Raw genomic sequence first — 18,340 nt, 5'->3', positions numbered from 1 at the left:
GGTGAGAGTCTCGATCACGGGGGCGAGCGGGGTCCTGGGACGTGGGCTGGCCGCCCGGTTGCTCAGCCAGGGGCACGACGTCGTCGGGCTGGCGCGGCATCGGCCCGAAAGCTGGCCCAGCACCGCCGAGTTCATCGTGGGCGACATCCGGGACGCGGTCGCGGTCAAACTGTGCGTCGACGGGGCCGACGTCGTCGCGCATTGCGCGTGGGCGAAAACCCCCGGACCCGAGCAGCGCATCAGCGACCAGGTGAACCTCGGCGGCGCGGTCAACGTCCTCGAAGCGATGGCGCACACCGGTGCTCGGCGCATCGTTTTTCCGTCGTCGGCGCACGTCTACGGGATGGGCGGAGCCGCGCACACAGAGCGCGACACGACGGCGCCGGCCCTCCCCGGCGGCGTGCAGCAAGCCTGGGTCGAGGAGATGCTGGCGGCCTCCGACGTCGAATCCGTCACGATCCGTTGCGCGCTCGTCGTCGGTCGCGGCGTCGACAACTGGGTGCGCCGGCTGTTCTCGCTACCGCTGCTGCCCGAGAGCTCCGCCGATGCGCCGGTACAGGTTGTCCATCTCGACGACGCGCTGCGGGTCTTGACCCGCGCCCTGCTGGACACCGGGATCACCGGCGGCCCGGTCAATCTCGCCGCGCCGGGCGTCCCGACGTTTCGGCAGCTCGCCGCCGCGGCCGGCCGGCCGATAGTCCCGCTGGGCGGTCCGCTCGTGGCGCCGCTGCGGCGGCGGCTGACCTCGCTGTGCGAGCTGGAAATGCTGCAACGCGCCGCGCTGATGGACACCTCGCGGCTGCGCGAGGAGTGGGGATTCGAACCGGCATGGAACGCCGACGAATGCGTCGAGGATCTCGCGATGGGACTGCGCGGCCGTTTGACGGTGGGCCGGCGGGTGGTCTCGCTGCCGTGGCGGCTGGCCACCATCGACGACCCGCCCGCCGCCGACGTGCCCGCCGACGACGGGGTGGTGCCCGTACCGGCCGGCCCGGACGGGCTCAACGGCGAGTTCGACACCTTGATCGACCCTCGTTTCCCGACCTTCCTGGCCACGAACCTGTCCGAGGCGCTGCCCGGGCCGTTTTCGCCGTCATCGGCGTCGGTCACCGTTCGCGGTCTGCGCACCGCCGGCGTCGGGGTCGCCGAGCGGCTGCGGCCAGGGGGGATCGTTCAGCGCGAAATCGCGATGCGCATGGTCGCGGTGTTCGCCCACCGCCTCTACGGGGCGATCACAACGGCGCATTTCATGGCGGAGACGGTGCCGTTCGTCAAGCCCGCGACGGTGGTCAGCAAGAGCGGGTTCTTCGGCCCCAGCATGGCGTCCCTGCCGATCTTCGGTGCGGAGCGCCCCTCGCCGGAAACGCGTTGGGGACGCAAACAACTGCGCACCGTCCGCAATATTGGGGTATTCGCCGTCAACCAAGTCGGCCTGAGCGCCGGCTCGACGCTGGACACCCGGGCCTTCGTCGCGGACGTCGACCGATTGGAACGTCTCGCGGGCGGTGACCTCACCCGTCTCGACGACGCCCGGCTCCTCAGCCTGATCGCGTTGGCGCGCGATCACGTCGTGCACAGCTGGGTGCTGGCCTCGGGGTCGTTCATGTTGTGTGCCGCCTACAACGTGCTGTTGCGCGGCCTGTGCGGGCGAGACACCGCCCCGCCGGCCGGTCCGGAGTTGGTCAGCGCGCGGTCGGTGGAGGCGGTGCAGCGGCTTGTGGTTGCGGCACAACACAACCCGGATGTGGTACGCCTACTGGCCGAACCGGGGGAACGCCTCGGCAAGCTGGCCGTGGAGGTTCCGGAATTCCACGCCGCGGTGCTGGCCGAGCTGGATCTGATCGGGCACCGCGGCCCCGCCGAACTCGAGATGCTCTCGACCAGCTACGCCGACGATCCGGAATTGCTGGTGCGGATGGTGACCCGGGCGATCGGTGCGCCGCCGGCGCCGGTTCCGCAGCATCCGCGAATCCCGTTGCAAGCCAAACCCGTGGCGTCGCTTTTTGTGCGGCAGCTGCGCGATCGTGAGGTGCGCCGGGACAAGATGGTGCGCGCCAACTGGGTGCTGCGCGGATTGTTGCGGGAATACGGGCGCCGGCTGACCGATACCGGCGTTTTCGGAGCCTGCGATGACGTGTTCTACCTGTTGGTCGACGAACTCGACGCGCTTCCGGCGGACGTGGCGGGGCTGGTGGCGCGCCGCCGGGCCGAACGGCTCAGGCTGGCCGGTGTCGTCCCGCCGGCAGTCTTCAGCGGAAGCTGGCAACCCGCGATCGACTCGAGGGTGGCGTTGGGCAGCGGGGGAACCCTGCGCGGCGTCGGCGTGTGCGGAGGACGGGTACGCGGCCGCGTGCGCGTCGTGCGACCCGAGACGATCGACGACCTGCAACCCGGCGAGATCCTCGTCGCCGAGGTCACCGACGTCGGTTACACGGCGGCCTTCTGTTACGCCGCGGCGGTGGTCACCGAGTTGGGCGGCCCGATGTCGCACGCGGCGGTGGTGGCCCGCGAGTTCGGCTTCCCGTGTGTGGTCGACGTCCAGGGCGCCACCCGGTTGTTGCCGTCCGGCGCCCTCGTCGAGGTCGACGGCGCCACGGGCGAAATTCAGGTGCTCGAACCGGGTCCCGACGGCGATCCGCCGGTTCGGGAGAACAACTCTTAGCGACAGAAAAGGACTTAACCGCTCCGCCGGTGCAGCGCGGACGGCCACGGTACTCTCATGCCCGTGCTTGGGACCCCTTTTCCGGTTTTGCTACGTAAACGTGCCGCTCTGCAGCCCGACGACGTGGCATATACGTTTGTCGACTACGAGCGGGACTGGGCCGGCGTCGCCGAAAGTGTGACCTGGCCGCAGCTGTATCGGCGGGTGCGAAACGTCGCGCGCGAACTCAGGCTTTGTGCCTCACCCGGGGACCGTGCCGTGATATCGGCGCCCCAGGGGCTCGACTACATCGTGGCCTTCCTGGGTGCTTTGGAGGCCGGGGTCATCGCGGTTCCGCTTTCGGTGCCGCTGGGCGGGGTCGCCGATGAGCGGGTGGATTCGGTGCTGCGCGATGCGTCGGCGATCGCCGTGCTCACCACATCCGCCGTCGTCGGCGACGTCGCCCGGCATGTCACAAACCGGCCCGGGGAAAAGGCGCCCTCGCTCATCGAGGTCGATTTGCTCGACCTGGACGCACCGGCCCGATTCGATACCGGGGAAAGCAGCTACCAAAGCATGGCGTATTTGCAATACACGTCCGGGTCGACCCGCCGGCCGGCGGGCGTAATGGTTTCCTATGCGAACCTTCAGGTCAATTACAAGCTGACGATGGCCGGCTTTTTTTCGCAAAACGGAGGCATCGAACCGCCCGACCACACGATTGTGTCGTGGACGCCCTTCTATCACGACCTGGGTTTGATCATGGGTGTTTGCACACCGGTGCTCGCGGGGTGCCGTGCGGTGCTCACCAGCCCCGCGGCTTTTCTGGAACGCCCGGCCCGGTGGATGCAGCTGCTGTCGTCCTATCCCAGCGCATCGACGGGGGCGCCCAACTTCGCTTTCGACCTGGCGACCCGTAAGACGACGGACGACGACATGGCCGGGCGTGACCTGGGCAACGTGGCGGTCATCATCAGTGGCGCCGAACGGGTACGCCCCGAAACGCTCCAGCGCTTCACGCAGCGGTTTGCCCGCTTCAACCTGCGCGACACCGTGTTGCGGCCCACCTACGGGCTCGCCGAAGCGACGTTGTACGTGGCGACCAGCACGGAGGGTGAACCCCCGAAGATCGTCGACTTCGAGCCCGAGAAGCTTGCCGCCGGCCAGGCGCAACGGTGCGCGAGCGGGACCGGGACGGCGCTGGTCGGTTACCCCGCGCTGCAAGGGCCCACCGTGCGGATCGTCGATCCCGAGACCCACACCGAGTGTCCGGACGGCACGACCGGCGAGATCTGGGTGCACGGGGGCAACGTCAGCGCGGGCTACTGGAACAAGCCCGACGAAACTGTGCGCACCTTCGGCGCCGTGCTGGTCGAGCCGTCGGCCGGCACACCCGAGGGGCCTTGGCTGAGGACCGGGGACCTGGGCTTCGTCTGCGATGGAGCGCTGTTCATCGTCGGGCGCATCAAGGACCTGCTGATCATCTACGGGCGTAACCACGCTCCCGACGACATCGAGGCGACGATCCAGGAGATCACCCGGGGCCGGGTGGCGGCGATCGCCGTTCCGGATGACGGCATGGAGCAGCTCGTCGTCGTCGCGGAGGTCAAGAAGCGCAGCGATTCCGACGAGGATGCGACGCACGAGTTCGCCCGCGTCAAGCGCGAGGTCGTCGCGGCGGTCTCGACCTCACACAACCTGCGGGTCGTGGATCTGGTCATGGTGGCACCCGGTTCGATTCCGATCACCACCAGCGGCAAGATCAGACGGTCGGCGTGCGTGGAGCTATACCGGCGGAACGAGTTCGTCCGCGTGAACTCGGACTAGAGCGGCCAGCTGTTCGGCCCGGACGCATAACGGAAAGCGGGCGCCGGGGGGAGCGGCCGGCGCTCGTCGAGGGATAGCGCGTCGAGGACGAGGGCGACGTAGCGGCGCCAGCCACCGCCGGCGGAATCCATCGTCGACAGCACGCTGTAGAGCATCGCGACCAGCCGGGGCAGATCGTCGGCCACCAGATCGTCGCGAACACGGCCGCACCGCTGGCCCCGGCGGACAAGGTCGTTGAGGGCGTCGTTGAGCGCGACCGAGATGTCGGGGGTCAGCGATCCGGTCCGGTGTGCGGCGGTCAGGAGGTTGTGTTCGCGCGCGCCGAGGGAGATCGCCGCCTCGATCAGCTGGGCGAGGCCTTGTAGTGGGTCGTCGGCTCGGCGGGCCTCCTCGATCACCGGCGTGAGGTCCTCGGCGATGCCCTGATCCAGGGCGGCGCGGACCAGGGCGGCTTTGGTCGGGAACCTCCGGTAGAGGGTCCGTTCCCCCACGCCCGCGCGGCGGGCGACGGTCTCGAGGGGAGTGTCAGGGCCCAACTCGCTGTACACCGCGCGTGCGCTGCGCAGAATGCGCGCAACGTTGCGCGCCGCGTCGGACCGGAGCGGCCGATCTTCAACCGCCGTCATCGTCTCAGGGTAACTGACAGTTGACGGTCGGTTGGCCGGGTTCTACGCTCGATCGAATTGGCAGCCATCTGACACTTAATGGGAAAGCCCGGTGATGACAACGACTTCGGACTTCTGCCCCGGAACCGACTTGCCGGCCATCCCCCTCCCGCGCGCCGAACACTGTCCCCTTGCCGCCCCGGCCGAGTTCGTGGACTGGCGCGACGAGCCGGGGCTGCGGCGGGTCATGTATCACGGGCGGCCGGCGTGGGCGGTGAGTCGCTACCGCGACATCAGGGCGGCGCTGCTGGATCCGCGCTTGTCCGCCGACACCATCCCGGCCGCCCTGAAGCCGGCGGGACCTGACAGCACCATCCCGGTGATGTTCGCGCGGGTCGACGATCCCGAGCATCATCGGTTGCGGCGCATGATGACTCGCGATTTCACCTTCCGGCGCTGCGAGGCCATGCGCCCGCAGATCCAGGATCTGGTCGACCAGCACCTCGACAGGATGATCGCCGGCGGGCCGCCCGCGGACCTGGTGCGTGACTTCGCGCTGCCGGTGCCCTCGCTGGTCATCGCGATGCTGCTGGGTGTGCCAGCTGAGGACCTGGGGCTGTTCCAGCACCACTCGACGGTGGGGCTGCAGACGAGCGCAACCGACGAGCAGCGGGCCGAGTCGTTCGGGGCCATGTACGTCTACATCCACGAGCTGGTGGAGCGCCGGGTCCACGACCCCGGTGACGACTTGATCAGCCGCCTGGTCACCGGGTACGTCATGACCGGCCAGCTCACCCGCGAGACCGCGGCCATGACCGGTGTGGTGATGATGCTGGCCGGCCACGAGACCAGCGCGAACATGATCTCGCTGGGAACCGTTGCGCTGCTGGACAATCCCGACGTGTTCCGCCGGCTCGGCGAGACCGGTGACTCGTCGGCGGCAGCGAACGTCGTCGAGGAACTGATGCGCTACCTCAGCATCGTGCACAGCCAGGTCGATCGCGTGGCGACCGAGAACCTGACCCTCGGCGGCCAAGTGGTTCGTGCCGGGGACTTCCTCGTCATGAACCTGCCCGCGGGCAACTGGGATCCCGAGTTCACCGACCACCCGGAGACCTTCGATCCTGGCCGGAATAACCGGGGGCACTTGGGTTTCGGCTACGGTACGCACCAGTGCATCGGCCAGAACCTCGCGCGGGTCGAGATGCAGGTCGCGTTCGCCACGCTGGCGCGGCGGCTGCCCGGGCTGAAACTGGCCGTACCGCCGGAGGAGCTGAGCTTCAAAGAGGCCGACATCTACGGCATGAAGGAGCTTCCGGTCAGCTGGTGACGCGTGCTGTCACCGCGCCACGTCCGCGGAGCCGCTTGTGGATCGTGTCGGCGGCGGGCACGGCGAGCAGGGCGGTCAGCCAGCCGGCCCACGTCGGGCCGGTTTGGCCGAGCAGGTGGCAGATACAAAAAGGCCGCCAGCATGGCGAGTTCGGCGCCGACGGCGACCAGCAGCAGGCGGGTGGTCCGCCGCGCCACGGTCCAGGCGGGGCGCGTCGTGCTGCGGCAGGCGAAGGCGTTGGCCACCTGCCCGAACACCACGGCGGTGAACGCGGCCCCAGAGGCTGCGAGAAGCGCCGGACCGTGCGGGAAGGGCGCACCCGGCCGCCAGCCGAGGGCGAGGAACGCGGCCAGGAAGGCGCCGCGCTTTACGGCGGCCTCGGCCGGGCCCAGCACCCCGAACGCGCGCGAACAGTCGCCGATCCAGCAGGTGTCCGTGCGCCGGGGCCGTTCGAGCACGTGCGCGGCGGCCGACTCCGCCCCCAGGGCCAGGGCGGTCAGGACGTCGGTGCCGATGTCGAGCGCCAACACCTGCAGCACCCCGATCGAGAGGGGGAACGTCCCGGCGCTGAGCGCCCAGACCACGAACGGGGCGAGCTCGGCCACGTTGTCGAGGTGATAGGTGAGGAAGCGGCGCAGGTTGGCGAACGTGGCCCGGCCCTGTTCGACGGCGGCGACGATGGTGCTGATGTTGTCGTCGAGCCGCACCAGGTCGGCGGCTTCGCGGGCCACGTCGGTGCCCGACCGGCCCATGGCCACCCCGATTGCCGCTTCGCGCAGGGCCGGCGCGTCGTTGACCCCGACGCCGGTCATGGCAACCACGTGGCCGCGGCGCGGCAGCGCCTGGCGCGGCGGGTCTTCCAGCGCGAGCAGCCCCAGCAGCGTCAGGTCGCGCTCGGCTTCGGCGGCCGAACCCGCGATTCGGCCGCGGCGGGCCGGCGCCGCCGGACAGAGGCCAAGGTCACGACCGATTCTCGACGTGTTCGCCCATCATGGCGGGCAGGCGAACGCCAGGCCGACGCCGTCGGGCGGCGGCACGGGCTGCAGGCAGCCGAACGGCTCGATGCCGGCCGTGCCGAACCGCACCGCCGAGCGGTGGGCGTAGTTCACGCAGAACAGGCCGGACCGGTCGGCCCGGCAGCGGTAGTCGCCGAAAGACAGCGAATCACCGTCGGCCAGCACGGGCCCGTCACCGTCGACGAAGGGACCGGGGTCGCCGCGGGCCGCGCCCACCTGCAGGTTCGTCCCGTCGAAGAAGACCCACCCGCCTTTCCATTCGCCGTAGGCGGTCGCTGGCGCGGGCGGGGGATTCGTCAACTCGACCAGGCAAACGGGCGCGGGCCCGGTGTGTTTGGCGTCGGTCATGCACGCGACTTTGCCGGCCTGTGCGGTGAAGGCGACGTCGCCGCCCAGTGGGGTTACAACGCCGTCGCGCGTCACGGTGTGGAAGCCGGCGGGGTCGGCGGGGTGACCCGCCTCGATCCAGGCGATCACCTCCGAGATCGCGGCGTGCGCGGCCGGCGGGGCGGGCCGCCCAGAGGCGGTGGTGCTCGTCGTCGGGGAGGTCTCAGGCGCCTGGCCGGTAGGCGGGGGCTGACCGGGGTCGCCGTGTGAGCATCCGGCGACCAGCAACGTCAGCGCGACCAGCGCGGCGATCCGCATTGGGCCAGGCTAACCGCCGAGCCACGAACCAGCCCCGAATGCGGCGCTGCGCGCGCGTTGTGCGCGTCGTGTCGGTTACGGTCGGGACATGCATGAGCGCACCGTCCGCGCGCACACGGCCGCCGGCGCCGTCGAAGGTTTCACCCGCGACGGGGTGCACCGCTGGCGATCCATCCCCTATGCCCGCCCCCCGCTGGGGCCGCTGCGCTTCCGCGCGCCGCAGCCCGCGCGGCCGTGGTCGGGGGTGCGGCACTGCCACGGATTCGGCAACTGCGCGCCCCAGCAGCGGCGATACACCCTGCTCGGGGTCGGCAAGTACCAGCCGATGAGCGAGGACTGCCTCACCCTCAACGTCGTCACCCCCGAATCCGGCGGCGCGGAGCCGCTACCGGTGATGGTCTTCATCCACGGTGGCGGGTACATCCTGGGCAGCTCGGCGACGCCGCTCTACGACGGTGCGGCGCTGGCGCGCCGCGGGTGCGTCTACGTGTCGGCGAACTACCGGCTCGGGGCGCTGGGCTGCCTGGACCTGTCGTCGCTGTCGACACCCGACGTCCAAATCGACGGAAACCTTTTCCTGCGCGACCTGGTACTGGCGCTGCAGTGGGTACGCGACAACATCGCGGCCTTCGGCGGCGACCCGGACAACGTCACCGTCTTCGGCGAAAGCGCGGGCGCGCACATCACCGCCACGCTGCTGGCGGTGCCCGCCGCCGCAGGGTTGTTCACCCGCGCGATCGCCGAAAGTCCGGCCTCGGGCATGACGCGGCCCAAGGAGACCGCCGCCGAGTTCGCGACCCGCTTCGCCGAACTGCTCGGGGCCCGGCCCCGGGGCGCCGCGCAGGCCCTGCTGCAGGCCTCGCCGCAGCAGCTGGTCGATGCGCAGCACCGCCTGCTCGACCAGGGCATGAAGGACAGGCTGGGTGCCTTCCCGATCGGTCCCGTCTTCGGTGACGACGTCCTGCCCGCCGACCCCGTCGAGGCGATGCGGCGCGGGCATGCGCATCGGGTGCCGCTCGTCGTGGGCACCAACGCCGAGGAGGGCAGGTTGTTCACCCGCTTCCTGCGGATGCTGCCCACCAACGAGTCGATGATCGAGGAGCTGCTGGCCGACGCCGAACCGGCTGCGCGCGAACGCATCACCGCCGCCTACCCCGACTACCCCGCGTCGTCGGCGTGTATCCAGCTCGGCGGGGACTTCGCGTTCGGCTCGGCGGCCTGGCAGATCGCCGAGGCCCACGGCGCCCACGCGCCCACCTACCTGTACCGCTACGACTACGCCCCGCGGACCCTGCGCTGGTCGGGTCTGGGCGCCACGCATGCCACCGAGTTGTTCGCGGTCTTCGACATCTATCGGACCCGGTTCGGCGCGTTGCTGACGGCCGCGGCCGACCGCCGGGCCGCGCTGCGGGTCAGCAACGAGGTGCAGCGCCGCTGGCGGACCTTCAGCCGCACCGGGGTACCCGGCGACGACTGGCCCGCCTACATCGCCGAGGACCGCGCCGTCATGGTTTTCGACCGCAGGAGCCGCGTCGAGTTCGACCCGCATCCGCATCGCCGGAGGGCCTGGGAAGGCTTTTCACTGGCGCGTTGACCTGGCACGCTGACCCCCATGCACGCCGACACCGAGCAAGTCATCGAAGGCCCCGACGACCTCACGGCCTCCTGGTTGAGCGCGGCGATCGGCGCACCCGTCGCGGATTTCACCGTGGAGCGCATCGGCACCGGCCAGATGAGCGAGTGTTACCGGGTGCGGCTCGGCTACGCGGACGGGCCGGCCGGCCCCGACCGGCCCGAGTCGGTGGTGCTGAAGGTCGCCGCGACCGATCCGATGAGTCGCCAGACCGGGCTCGCGCTGGGTCTCTACGAACGTGAGGTCTGCTTCTACGGCGACATCGCGCCACGTCTGGGTGGCCCGGTCGCGCCCTGCTACCACGCCGCGGTCGACACCACGACCGGCGTCTTCGACCTGCTGCTCGGCGACGCGGGTCCGGCCGTCGTCGGCGACGAGATCGCCGGCGCCACAACGGAACAGGCACGACTGGGCGTCGAGGAGCTGGGACGGCTGCACGGCCCGCTGCTCGGGGATCCGGCGCTGGCCGAGGCGCCGTGGCTCAACCGCGAGTCGCCGCTGAGCCAGGCGATGGTCGCCCCGCTGTATGCCGGTTTCGTCGACCGCTACGGCGAGCAGATCGAGCCGGCGCACCGCGTGGTGTGCGAACGGCTGGTGGCCTCGTTCGACGGGTACCTGGCGCAGGAGTCCGAGCCGGACCGGATCCAGGGGCTGGTGCACGGGGACTACCGCCTGGACAACATGTTGTTCGGCAGCGAGGGGGCCGACCGCGCGTTGACCGTGGTCGACTGGCAGACCGTCTCGTGGGGCCCCGCGCTGACCGACCTGGCCTACTTCCTGGGGTGCGCGCTGTCGCCGCCGGACCGTCGGGAGCACTACGACGCGTTGCTGCGCGCCTACCACGAGGCTCTGGGACCCGACGCCCCCATCGGCCTGGCCGAAGTAGCCGAAGGTGTGCGCCGCCAGAGCTTTTTCGGGGTGATGATGGCGATCGTCTCCTCGATGCTGGTGGAGCGCACCGAGCGCGGTGACCGGATGTTCATGACGATGCTGCAACGGCATTGTGAGCACGTGATCGACACCGACGCGTTGGCGACGCTGCCGGCCGCGAAGGCACCCGAGTCGCTGCGACCGGACGAGGACGACGAACTTGCGCACGCCCCGACCGCCGAACCGCTGTGGAGCGAAAGCTGGTATGCCGACTTCGCCGATCCCGCACAGGGATTGGGCGGCTGGTTCCGCCTCGGACTGATCGCCAACCAGCGGCAGGCCCTGGTGCACGCGCTGCTGTGCGGCCCCGGCATGGCGACGGTGGCCGTCGACGCGCTGGTTCCGCTGCCCGCGGACCCGTGGGTGGTGGCCACCGACACCGTCGAGCTGGGTCACTCGGCCACCGCCGCGCTGCGGACCTACCGCGTCGACCTCCGCGCGCAGGCCCGGGCGTACGACGACCCCTCGGCCCTGTTGCGCGGGGAGCCGGGAAGTCCGGTCGAGATGACGATGCAGCTGGTGTGGACCACCGACGGCGCCCCGTACAAGTACCGGCTCACGACGCGCTACGAGATCCCGTGCACGGTCTCGGGCACTGTCAGCGTGGACGGCACCAGCTACCGCGTCGCCTCCGTGCCCGGACAGCGCGACCACTCCTGGGGGGTGCGCGACTGGTGGAGCATGGACTGGATATGGAGCGCGCTGCACCTCGACGACGGCACGCACCTGCACGGCGTGAACATCCGCATCCCCGGGGCCCCGGCGTTCAGCTTCGGCTACGTCCAGGACCCCGACCACAATGTCACCGAGGTGCACACGGTTGACTCGCGGGAAGCATTCGGCGCCAACGGTCTACCGCTGGACGCGACTGTGGTCTTCGACCCGGGCGGGATCGCCGCGGACATCGAGGTGAGCGGCCAGGCGCCGGTTCGGCTGGTCTCCGCCGACGGGCGGGTGAGCCAGTTCCCGCGCGCCTGGGTCACCGTCACCGCCACGGACGGCCGTCGCGGCGTCGGCTGGGTGGAGTGGAACCGCAACCTGGCGAGCAGGTGAGCCGAGCCGGGGCCGGTGTGCCGCCGCCGATCGTGGTCATGGGTGTCTCCGGCGCGGGCAAGTCGACGGTGGGTTCGGCGCTGGCGCAACGGTTGCGGGTCCCGTTCGTCGACGCCGACATCCTGCACCCGCCGGCCAACATCGCCAAGATGGCCGCGGGCGAACCGCTCGACGACGACGATCGCCGCCCGTGGCTGGACGCGGTCGGGGAGTGGTTGGCGGGCCATCGATCCGGCGGCGTGGCAAGCTGTTCTGCGCTCAAGCGCGCCTACCGCGACCGGTTGCGCGCGCACTGCCCGCGCGTCGAGTTCCTGCACCTCAGTGGTTCGCCGGAGCTCATCGGCGCCCGGGTGGCCGCCAGGGCAGGGCATTTCATGCCGGCCGCGCTGCTGCGGTCGCAGTTCGAGGTGCTCGAGCCCCTCGGCGCCGACGAGGCCGGTGTCACCGTCGACGTGGGCCGGGATGTCGGCGCGATCTGCGACGCCTACCTGTCCGCTTCGGCGGCGCGCCGGTGCGCCGACGGCTGAAAACTGTTGCGCGCCTGCCCGTTCAGCGAATCCGGCGCTTGACTTTCGAACCGACCCGCTCCAGCGCGTTCTCGGCCGCGTGGCCGTTCGCGGAATCGGCGAGATGACGTGCGGATTCCGCGAGGTGCTCGCCGCGGGCCCGGGCGGTGTCGGCCAGGTCGCGGCCGCGCTCGAGGGCGGACCGGGCCCAAGGCTGCTCGGCGATCTCGGCGGCCTGAGAAGCCAGTTTCTCGCCGCGTTTGCGGGCCTTCTTCGTCAGCGGTTCGGCCCTTTCGACGGCCTCGCCAGCCAGTTCGCGGCCGCGTTCGGCGCGCGCCTGCAACCCGTGCACGATCTTCTCGCCGAGCTCGTCGAGGTCGGGGCCGACCGTGTCCGAGAGGTCCGGCAGCGCCGAGGACACCTTGTCGGTGAGGCGCTCGGCCGCCCGGCGGCCGCGCCACCCCAGCGACGGCTTGCCCGCGGTGTCGGCGGCCGCGATCATCAGACCGCCCAGCAGGCTGAGGTCGGTCAGGAAATCCTTGCGCTTCTCGGCTTTGCGCTGCGGGTCGGTCTCGCTCCAGAACATGTGCGCGCCCAGGTTGCCCGGCAACACGGTGAAAGCCAGCGCCGCCGAGGCGACGCGCGGCATCCGCCCGGTGGCGAGCAGCAGGCCACCCCCGACCTGGACCGCCGCGGTGATCTGCGCGACGGTCTGCGGGTCGCTCGGAACGCTGCTGCCCACCGGATCCGGCAACGACTGGAGGCCACCCACCGCGGGCGCCGCGGCCTCGGCCGCGGCCTTGGGGTTGAGCAGTGAATCGATTCCTTGCCCGATGAACACGGCCGACAACAGCGGCCGCGCGATTCTGCGGATCAACATGGCAGCCTGGTTACCCCACGCGCCCGCAAACAAACCGCCCCGTCCGCAGCGCGAATCCGGGGCCCGTATTCCCAGCTGACAGGGGTGCGGCGGCGATAGGGTGGACCCGTGCGGGCGTTGGTCATCGTCGACGTGCAGAACGACTTCTGCGAGGGTGGCGCGCTGGCGGTCGCCGGCGGCGCCGCGCTGGCGTCGGCGATCAACGACTACCTGGCGGCCGGACCGGGCTACCGGCACGTCGTGGCCACCAAGGACTGCCACGTCGACCCGGGGGATCACTTTTCCGACCGGCCGGACTTTTCGTCGTCCTGGCCACCACACTGCCTCGCCGGAACCCCGGGTGCGGACTTTCCGCCCGGCCTCGACACCGGTCCGATCGAGGCGGTCTTCTGCAAAGGCGCCCACGCCGCCGGGTACAGCGGCTTCGAGGGCGTCGACGAGGACGGCACCTCGCTGCTGGCGTGGTTGCGGCGGCGCGGCGTCGACGCGGTCGACATCGTCGGCATCGCCACGGACCATTGCGTCCGGCGCACCGCCGAGGACGCGGCGCGGGCCGGTTTGGCGACGCGCGTGCTGGTGGACCTGACACGCCCCGTCGCCGCGGACTCGGCCGCGCGGGCCCTGGCCGCGATGCGGGCGGCGGGCGTCGAGCTGGTCGAGGCGGCCTGATGGTGGTGCCGCCGGATCGGCAGCGTCTGCTGGCCGCGGTGGAGCGCTCGCCGCAGGCGGCCGCGGCGCACGACCGTGCCGGCTGGGTCGGGTTGTTCGCCACCGACGGCCGCATCGAGGACCCGGTGGGTTCGCGGCCGCACGTGGGGCACCGGCAGATCGGCCGCTTCTACGACACCTTCATCGGTCCGCGCGACATCACGTTTCACCGCGATCTCGACGTCGTCGTCGGCACGGTCGTCGTGCGGGATCTGGAGCTCGAGGTCTGCATGGGTTCGGCCGTGACGATGCACATTCCGGCGTTTCTGCGCTATGACCTTCAGCAAGACCTGCGAGAAGGCAACGGCCAGTGGCGGATTGCCCGGCTGCGGGCCTACTGGGAGTTGCCCGCGATGATGCTGCAGTTCCTCGGGACCGGCTCGCGGGCGATCCGTCCTGCCGTGCAACTGTCGCGAGGATTGCTGACCAACCAGGGCCTGCGGGGAACCGCCGGCTTCGGGGCCGGTTTTCGCCGCGTGGGTGCACGGCACCAGAAGTTCGTCGAGGCATTCCTGGGCGCCGTGACCCGCGGCGATACGACGACCGCAGGACGTGCCCTGTCCCCAACCGCCACAATAACTTTGGGCGACGACCAGCCCCTCGGCCTCGCCGGGCTCGCCGAGCGACTCGAGGGCGGCGGCTGGACCAAGACGATCGGTGCCGGATCCACCGTGACCGTCGCGGTGAACTCGGGGCGCGGGCGCGCCGTCCTGTTCGCCGAGGTGGCCCGGCGGGCCGACGCGATCGACGGGATCGGGTACTTCCCCGCCTGATCGCCCAGGCCGGATTCATAGCCAGGTTGCGGGCCGGACCAGCAGCGCCAGCGTTGCCGCCGACAGGCACAGGTAGGCGCCCGGGAACGCGATGTTGTAGAGGACACGCGCCCTCAGATGTGTCACGACGGCTCCGAGGAAGAACAGGACCAGACCGGTGGCGGCGGCGATTCCCAGGGCGGGCGTGCCGAGCAGCCCGGCGGCCAGTCCTACGGCGCCGGCCAGCTTCACCGCTCCCAACGCCGGCAGCCACGAGCGCGGCACCCCGACCTCGGCCGAGTTCGCCAGGACGCACCGTGCGGGGATGAAGTCGGCCACGGCGATTGCGGCGGTGATGGTCGCGGTGATCAGCGTGATCACGATGCACGCGGTATGCACTGCGCTCACACCGTTGCCGGGCGGGCGCGGTGATCTGCGTGGTGGTGGGCCGGATGGCTGCAACGCTCGCCGCGGCGCACAATCGATTGCGTCATAACGGGTCTCCTCTGGGACTAGGGGTTCGATGGATGCGGACATCTTCTTGACGACTCCCGCGCAGGAAAGGTGACCCATGTGCGCACACAATCTCGCTGATCTGGCGCAACGGTTCGACGCGGACCGGCGACACCTGAGGTCGGTGGCGTTTCAGCTGCTGGGCTCGGTCGCGGACGCCGAGGATGCGGTGCAGGCGGCCTGGTTGAAGGCCAGTCGTGCAGATCTCGGCTCCATCAGCGGGATTGACAACGTGACCGGCTGGTTCACCACGATCACCGCACGCGAGGCGCTCGACCAGCTTCGAGCGCGCAAGCGCCGTGCCGAACAACCGTTGGCCGATCCCGACGAGCTGGACCGGCTGGCGGGAAGCGCCTCGGCGCCTGCCGACGAAGATGCTCTGCTGGCGGATTCGGTCAGCGGCGCGCTGCTCGTCGTGCTCGATCGGCTCTCACCCGCGCAGCGCGTTGCTTTCGTGCTGCATGACGTGTTCGCGGTGCCGTTCGAGACGATCGGCGCCCTGTTGGACCGGTCGCCGACGGCCGCGAAAAAGCTGGCCAGCCGAGCCCGGGGCCGGCTGCACGCCGGCCCGGCCGAGTCACGCCGACTCGCGCCCGAACACCTCGAGATCGTGGAGGCGTTCCTGGCGGCGTCTCGCGGCGGTGATGTCGCCACCTTGCTCGAGTTGCTGGCTCCCGACGTGATGCGCAGGGTCGACCGGTCGCTGGTCCCGCCCGGGGTGCCGACCGAGTTGCGTGGCGCCCGTGAGGTCGCCGAGGAGGCTCGTCGCTTCGCCGGACGCGCGCAAACCGGTGTGGTGCTGCTCATCGACGGGACACCGGGCATCGTGATCGCGCCGGGCGGGCACGCCCGGGTCCTGCTGCTGATCGGCGTCGGAGCCGACAGCCACATCCATACGATCGACATCCGCGGCGACGCCGACCGCCTGCGTCGGGCCGTTCTGGCGTTGCCGTACCCGCCGCCCGGGCGACCCCGCGGTGGCATCGGGTACCAAGGACACTAGAAGTGGCCGGCGCGCGACCGGCCGGGACCGAAGACCGGGGAGCGCCATGCTCGACGAGCCGTTCGCACGGCGGGGCCTGCTGCGGGGCGCCGGCGCGCTCACCGCGGCGGCGCTGACGCCGTGGTCGGGCGGCTGCGCTTCCGACGACGACGACGCGCTCACCTTCTTCTTCGCCGCCAACCCGGACGAACGCGATGCCAGGATGCGCGTCATCGAAGCGTTCCGGCGCCGCTACCCCGACATCAAGGTGCGGACGCTGTTGTCCGGGCCCGGCGTGATGCAGCAGCTCTCGACGTTCTGCGCCGGCGGCCGATGTCCCGACGTGCTGATGGCCTGGGAATCGACCTACGCCGAATTGGCCGGCCGGGGAGTGTTGCTCGACCTGAACACGATGCTGGCGCGCGATCGGGCGTTCGCCGCCGAGCTCGAGGCCGACCGCCTCGGCCCGCTCTACGACGTCTTCTCGTTCAACGGGGGCCAGTACGCGTTCCCCGAGCAGTGGTCCGGGAACTACCTGTACTACAACAAGCGCCTGTTCGCCGCGGCCGGGGCGCCGGCACCGCCCGGGACGTGGGCGCAGCCCTGGACGTTCGGTGAGTTCCTGGATACCGCTTCCGCGCTCACCAGGCGGGACGGTTCCGGGCGGACCACGCAGTGGGGTTTCGTCGACACGTTCCTGCCGTACGCGTCGGCGGGGCTGTTCGCCATGAACAACGGTGTGCCGTGGTCGACCCCGCTGAAGAACCCCAGCCACTTCAATTTCGGGGACGACGCGTTCATCGAGGCGGTGCAGTTCTACGCCGACCTGGCCACCAAGCACCAGGTGGCGCCCACCGCCTCGGAGACCCAGTCGATGTCCACGCCCAACCTGTTCGCGGCCGGCAAGGCGGCGATCGCGCTGGGCGGCCACTGGCGCTATCAGACGTTCCTGCGCGCCGACGGCCTGGAGTTCGACGTCGCGCCACTTCCGACGGGGCCGGCGCTGCCGAAGGGGCATGCGGCCTGTTCCAACATCGGCGCCACCGGCCTGGCCATCTCGGCGAGCAGCCAACGCAAGGACCAGGCCTGGGAATTCGTCAAATTCGCGACCGGATTCGTCGGGCAGTCTCTGATCGGTGAATCGTGTCTTTTCGTGCCGGCGCTACACTCCGCGCTGACCTCCCGCGGGTTCGCCGCGGCCCACGCCCGGTTGCGCAACCTGTCCGTGCTCACCGAAGGTCCGGCCCACTCCGAGGCGTTGCCGATCACCACGGCATGGGAGAAGGTCAGCGCCCTGATGGACCGCAACTTCGGTCCCGTGCTGCGCGGGTCGAAGCCCGCGACGACGCTGGCCGGGATGTCGCACGCCCTCGCCGAGGTGCTGCGCAACCCATGACACCGATCCGCACACGCTCCCCGGGCGCCCGCCCGCTGCGACGACGCGCCCGGGCGGGCCGGCTGTTCGTGACGCCGAACCTGGCCGCGGTCTGCGTCTTCATGCTGTTCCCGCTCGGGTTCTCGCTGTACATGAGCTTTCAGCAGTGGGACCTGTTCACACCGCCGAAGTTCGTGGGCCTGAAGAACTTCGGGGACCTCACGTCCGACCCGTTGTTTGTCATCGCGCTTCGCAACACGGTGGTTCTCACGGTCGGCACCGTGGTGCCGACCGTGCTGATCAGCCTCGTCGTGGCCGCCGTGCTGAGCCGGGAAGTCAAGGGCATCGGCATCTTTCGCACCATCGTGTTCCTGCCGCTGGCCATCTCCTCGGTGGTGATGGCGGTCGTGTGGCAGTTCGCCTTCGACACCGACAACGGGTTGCTCAACATCGTGCTCGGCTGGGCCGGGGTCGGCCCGGTTCCCTGGCTGATCCAACCACAATGGGCCATGGTGTCGCTGTGCATGGTCAGCGTGTGGCGGAGCGTGCCGTTCGCCAGCGTCGTACTGCTGGCCGCAATGCAGGGAGTGCCGGGAAACCTCTACGAGGCCGCCAGGATCGACGGTGCGGGCGGGATACGACAGTTCGTCTCCATCACCGTGCCCATGATCCGGGGTGCCATGTCGTTCGTGGTCGTCATCTCGGTCATCCACGCCTTCCAGGCGTTCGACCTGGTGTATGTCCTCAACGGGCCCAACGGCGGTCCGGAGACCGCGACGTACGTGCTGGGCATCATGCTGTTCCAGCACGCGTTTTCGTTCCTGGAGTTCGGATATGCCTCCGCGCTGGCGTGGGTGATATTCGCCATCCTGCTGGTGTTGACCGTGCTGCAGTTACGCATCACGCGGCGTCGCTCCTGGGAGGCTTCCCGTGGGCTTGGTTGA

At 70.2% G+C, this 18,340-nt stretch carries 16 protein-coding genes; 11 read left to right on the top strand and 5 right to left on the bottom strand.

Annotated features, from left to right (window positions below; translation table 11 throughout):
- Position 1 precedes the first annotated feature (1 nt).
- Both AB8998_RS15935 and AB8998_RS15930 read left to right on the top strand, forming a co-directional pair.
- Positions 2–2,662 carry a sugar epimerase family protein gene (locus AB8998_RS15935; protein WP_369738760.1) on the top strand — a complete coding sequence of 887 codons (2,661 nt, stop codon included), beginning with the start codon at positions 2–4 and terminating at the stop codon, positions 2,660–2,662.
- 57 nt (positions 2,663–2,719) lie between these two features.
- Positions 2,720–4,468: an AMP-binding protein gene (locus AB8998_RS15930; RefSeq protein WP_369738759.1), complete on the top strand. Its 1,749-nt coding sequence runs from the start codon at positions 2,720–2,722 to the stop codon at positions 4,466–4,468.
- Here the strand turns inward: AB8998_RS15930 and AB8998_RS15925 are convergent.
- A complete protein-coding gene (locus AB8998_RS15925) occupies positions 4,465–5,094 on the bottom strand; it encodes a TetR/AcrR family transcriptional regulator (RefSeq protein WP_369738758.1) in 630 nt (209 codons plus the stop codon). The genes AB8998_RS15930 and AB8998_RS15925 overlap by 4 nt on opposite strands.
- 94 nt (positions 5,095–5,188) lie before the next feature.
- Here AB8998_RS15925 and AB8998_RS15920 point away from each other — a divergent pair, with 94 nt between their 5' ends.
- Positions 5,189–6,403, top strand: coding sequence for a cytochrome P450 (locus AB8998_RS15920; RefSeq protein ID WP_369738757.1), 1,215 nt, complete (start codon positions 5,189–5,191; stop codon positions 6,401–6,403).
- On the opposite strand, the gene AB8998_RS15915 is transcribed toward AB8998_RS15920, so the two are convergent.
- Together AB8998_RS15915 and AB8998_RS15910 are read right to left on the bottom strand one after the other, a co-directional pair.
- Positions 6,370–7,215, bottom strand: a complete 846-nt coding sequence (locus AB8998_RS15915) for a cation transporting ATPase C-terminal domain-containing protein (RefSeq protein ID WP_369738756.1) — start codon at positions 7,213–7,215, stop codon at positions 6,370–6,372. The genes AB8998_RS15920 and AB8998_RS15915 overlap by 34 nt on opposite strands.
- A gap of 177 nt (positions 7,216–7,392) precedes the next feature.
- Positions 7,393–8,064 (bottom strand): hypothetical protein, encoded by a 672-nt coding sequence (locus AB8998_RS15910; protein ID WP_369738755.1) that lies wholly within the window; start codon positions 8,062–8,064, stop codon positions 7,393–7,395.
- 88 nt (positions 8,065–8,152) lie between these two features.
- Here AB8998_RS15910 and AB8998_RS15905 point away from each other — a divergent pair, with 88 nt between their 5' ends.
- Genes AB8998_RS15905 through AB8998_RS15895 form a run of 3 tightly spaced genes read left to right on the top strand, consistent with a single transcriptional unit; the run spans position 8,153 to position 12,207 of the window.
- The gene (locus tag AB8998_RS15905) at positions 8,153–9,658 is read left to right on the top strand and encodes a carboxylesterase/lipase family protein (protein WP_369738754.1); all 1,506 of its coding nucleotides are present in this window, start codon (positions 8,153–8,155) and stop codon (positions 9,656–9,658) included.
- Between the two features lie 18 nt (positions 9,659–9,676).
- Complete coding sequence (locus AB8998_RS15900; protein ID WP_369738753.1) at positions 9,677–11,680, top strand: DUF7064 domain-containing protein; 2,004 nt, start codon at positions 9,677–9,679, stop codon at positions 11,678–11,680.
- 38 nt (positions 11,681–11,718) lie between these two features.
- Positions 11,719–12,207: a gluconokinase gene (locus tag AB8998_RS15895; RefSeq protein ID WP_369741604.1), complete on the top strand. Its 489-nt coding sequence runs from the start codon at positions 11,719–11,721 to the stop codon at positions 12,205–12,207.
- A gap of 22 nt (positions 12,208–12,229) precedes the next feature.
- Here the strand turns inward: AB8998_RS15895 and AB8998_RS15890 are convergent, their stop codons facing one another.
- Complete coding sequence (locus AB8998_RS15890; RefSeq protein ID WP_369738752.1) at positions 12,230–13,066, bottom strand: DoxX family protein; 837 nt, start codon at positions 13,064–13,066, stop codon at positions 12,230–12,232.
- 108 nt (positions 13,067–13,174) lie between these two features.
- Here AB8998_RS15890 and pncA point away from each other — a divergent pair, with 108 nt between their 5' ends.
- Together pncA and AB8998_RS15880 are read left to right on the top strand one after the other, a co-directional pair.
- Positions 13,175–13,735, top strand: coding sequence for a pyrazinamidase PncA (gene pncA / locus AB8998_RS15885; RefSeq protein WP_369738751.1), 561 nt, complete (start codon positions 13,175–13,177; stop codon positions 13,733–13,735).
- Positions 13,735–14,547: a ketosteroid isomerase family protein gene (locus AB8998_RS15880; protein WP_369738750.1), complete on the top strand. Its 813-nt coding sequence runs from the start codon at positions 13,735–13,737 to the stop codon at positions 14,545–14,547. The genes pncA and AB8998_RS15880 overlap by 1 nt, the downstream gene beginning before the upstream one ends.
- Positions 14,548–14,562: 15 nt before the next feature.
- Here AB8998_RS15880 and AB8998_RS15875 read toward each other — a convergent pair whose 3' ends face one another.
- A complete protein-coding gene (locus AB8998_RS15875) occupies positions 14,563–14,925 on the bottom strand; it encodes a DoxX family protein (RefSeq protein WP_369738749.1) in 363 nt (120 codons plus the stop codon).
- Positions 14,926–15,097: 172 nt separating this feature from the next.
- Between AB8998_RS15875 and AB8998_RS15870 the strand changes: the two genes are divergently transcribed.
- The 3 genes from AB8998_RS15870 to AB8998_RS15860 are packed head-to-tail and all read left to right on the top strand — an operon-like array spanning position 15,098 to position 18,340.
- A complete protein-coding gene (locus tag AB8998_RS15870) occupies positions 15,098–16,042 on the top strand; it encodes a sigma-70 family RNA polymerase sigma factor (RefSeq protein ID WP_369738748.1) in 945 nt (314 codons plus the stop codon).
- A gap of 46 nt (positions 16,043–16,088) precedes the next feature.
- Entirely contained in the window at positions 16,089–17,417 is a 1,329-nt protein-coding gene (locus AB8998_RS15865) for an ABC transporter substrate-binding protein (RefSeq protein WP_369738747.1), read from the top strand.
- Entirely contained in the window at positions 17,414–18,340 is a 927-nt protein-coding gene (locus AB8998_RS15860) for a carbohydrate ABC transporter permease (RefSeq protein WP_369738746.1), read from the top strand. The genes AB8998_RS15865 and AB8998_RS15860 overlap by 4 nt, the downstream gene beginning before the upstream one ends.

The sequence above is a fragment of the Mycobacterium sp. HUMS_12744610 genome (assembly GCF_041206865.1).
GTDB lineage: Bacteria > Actinomycetota > Actinomycetes > Mycobacteriales > Mycobacteriaceae > Mycobacterium > Mycobacterium servetii.
This window is presented reverse-complemented; position numbering and strand designations above follow the sequence as displayed.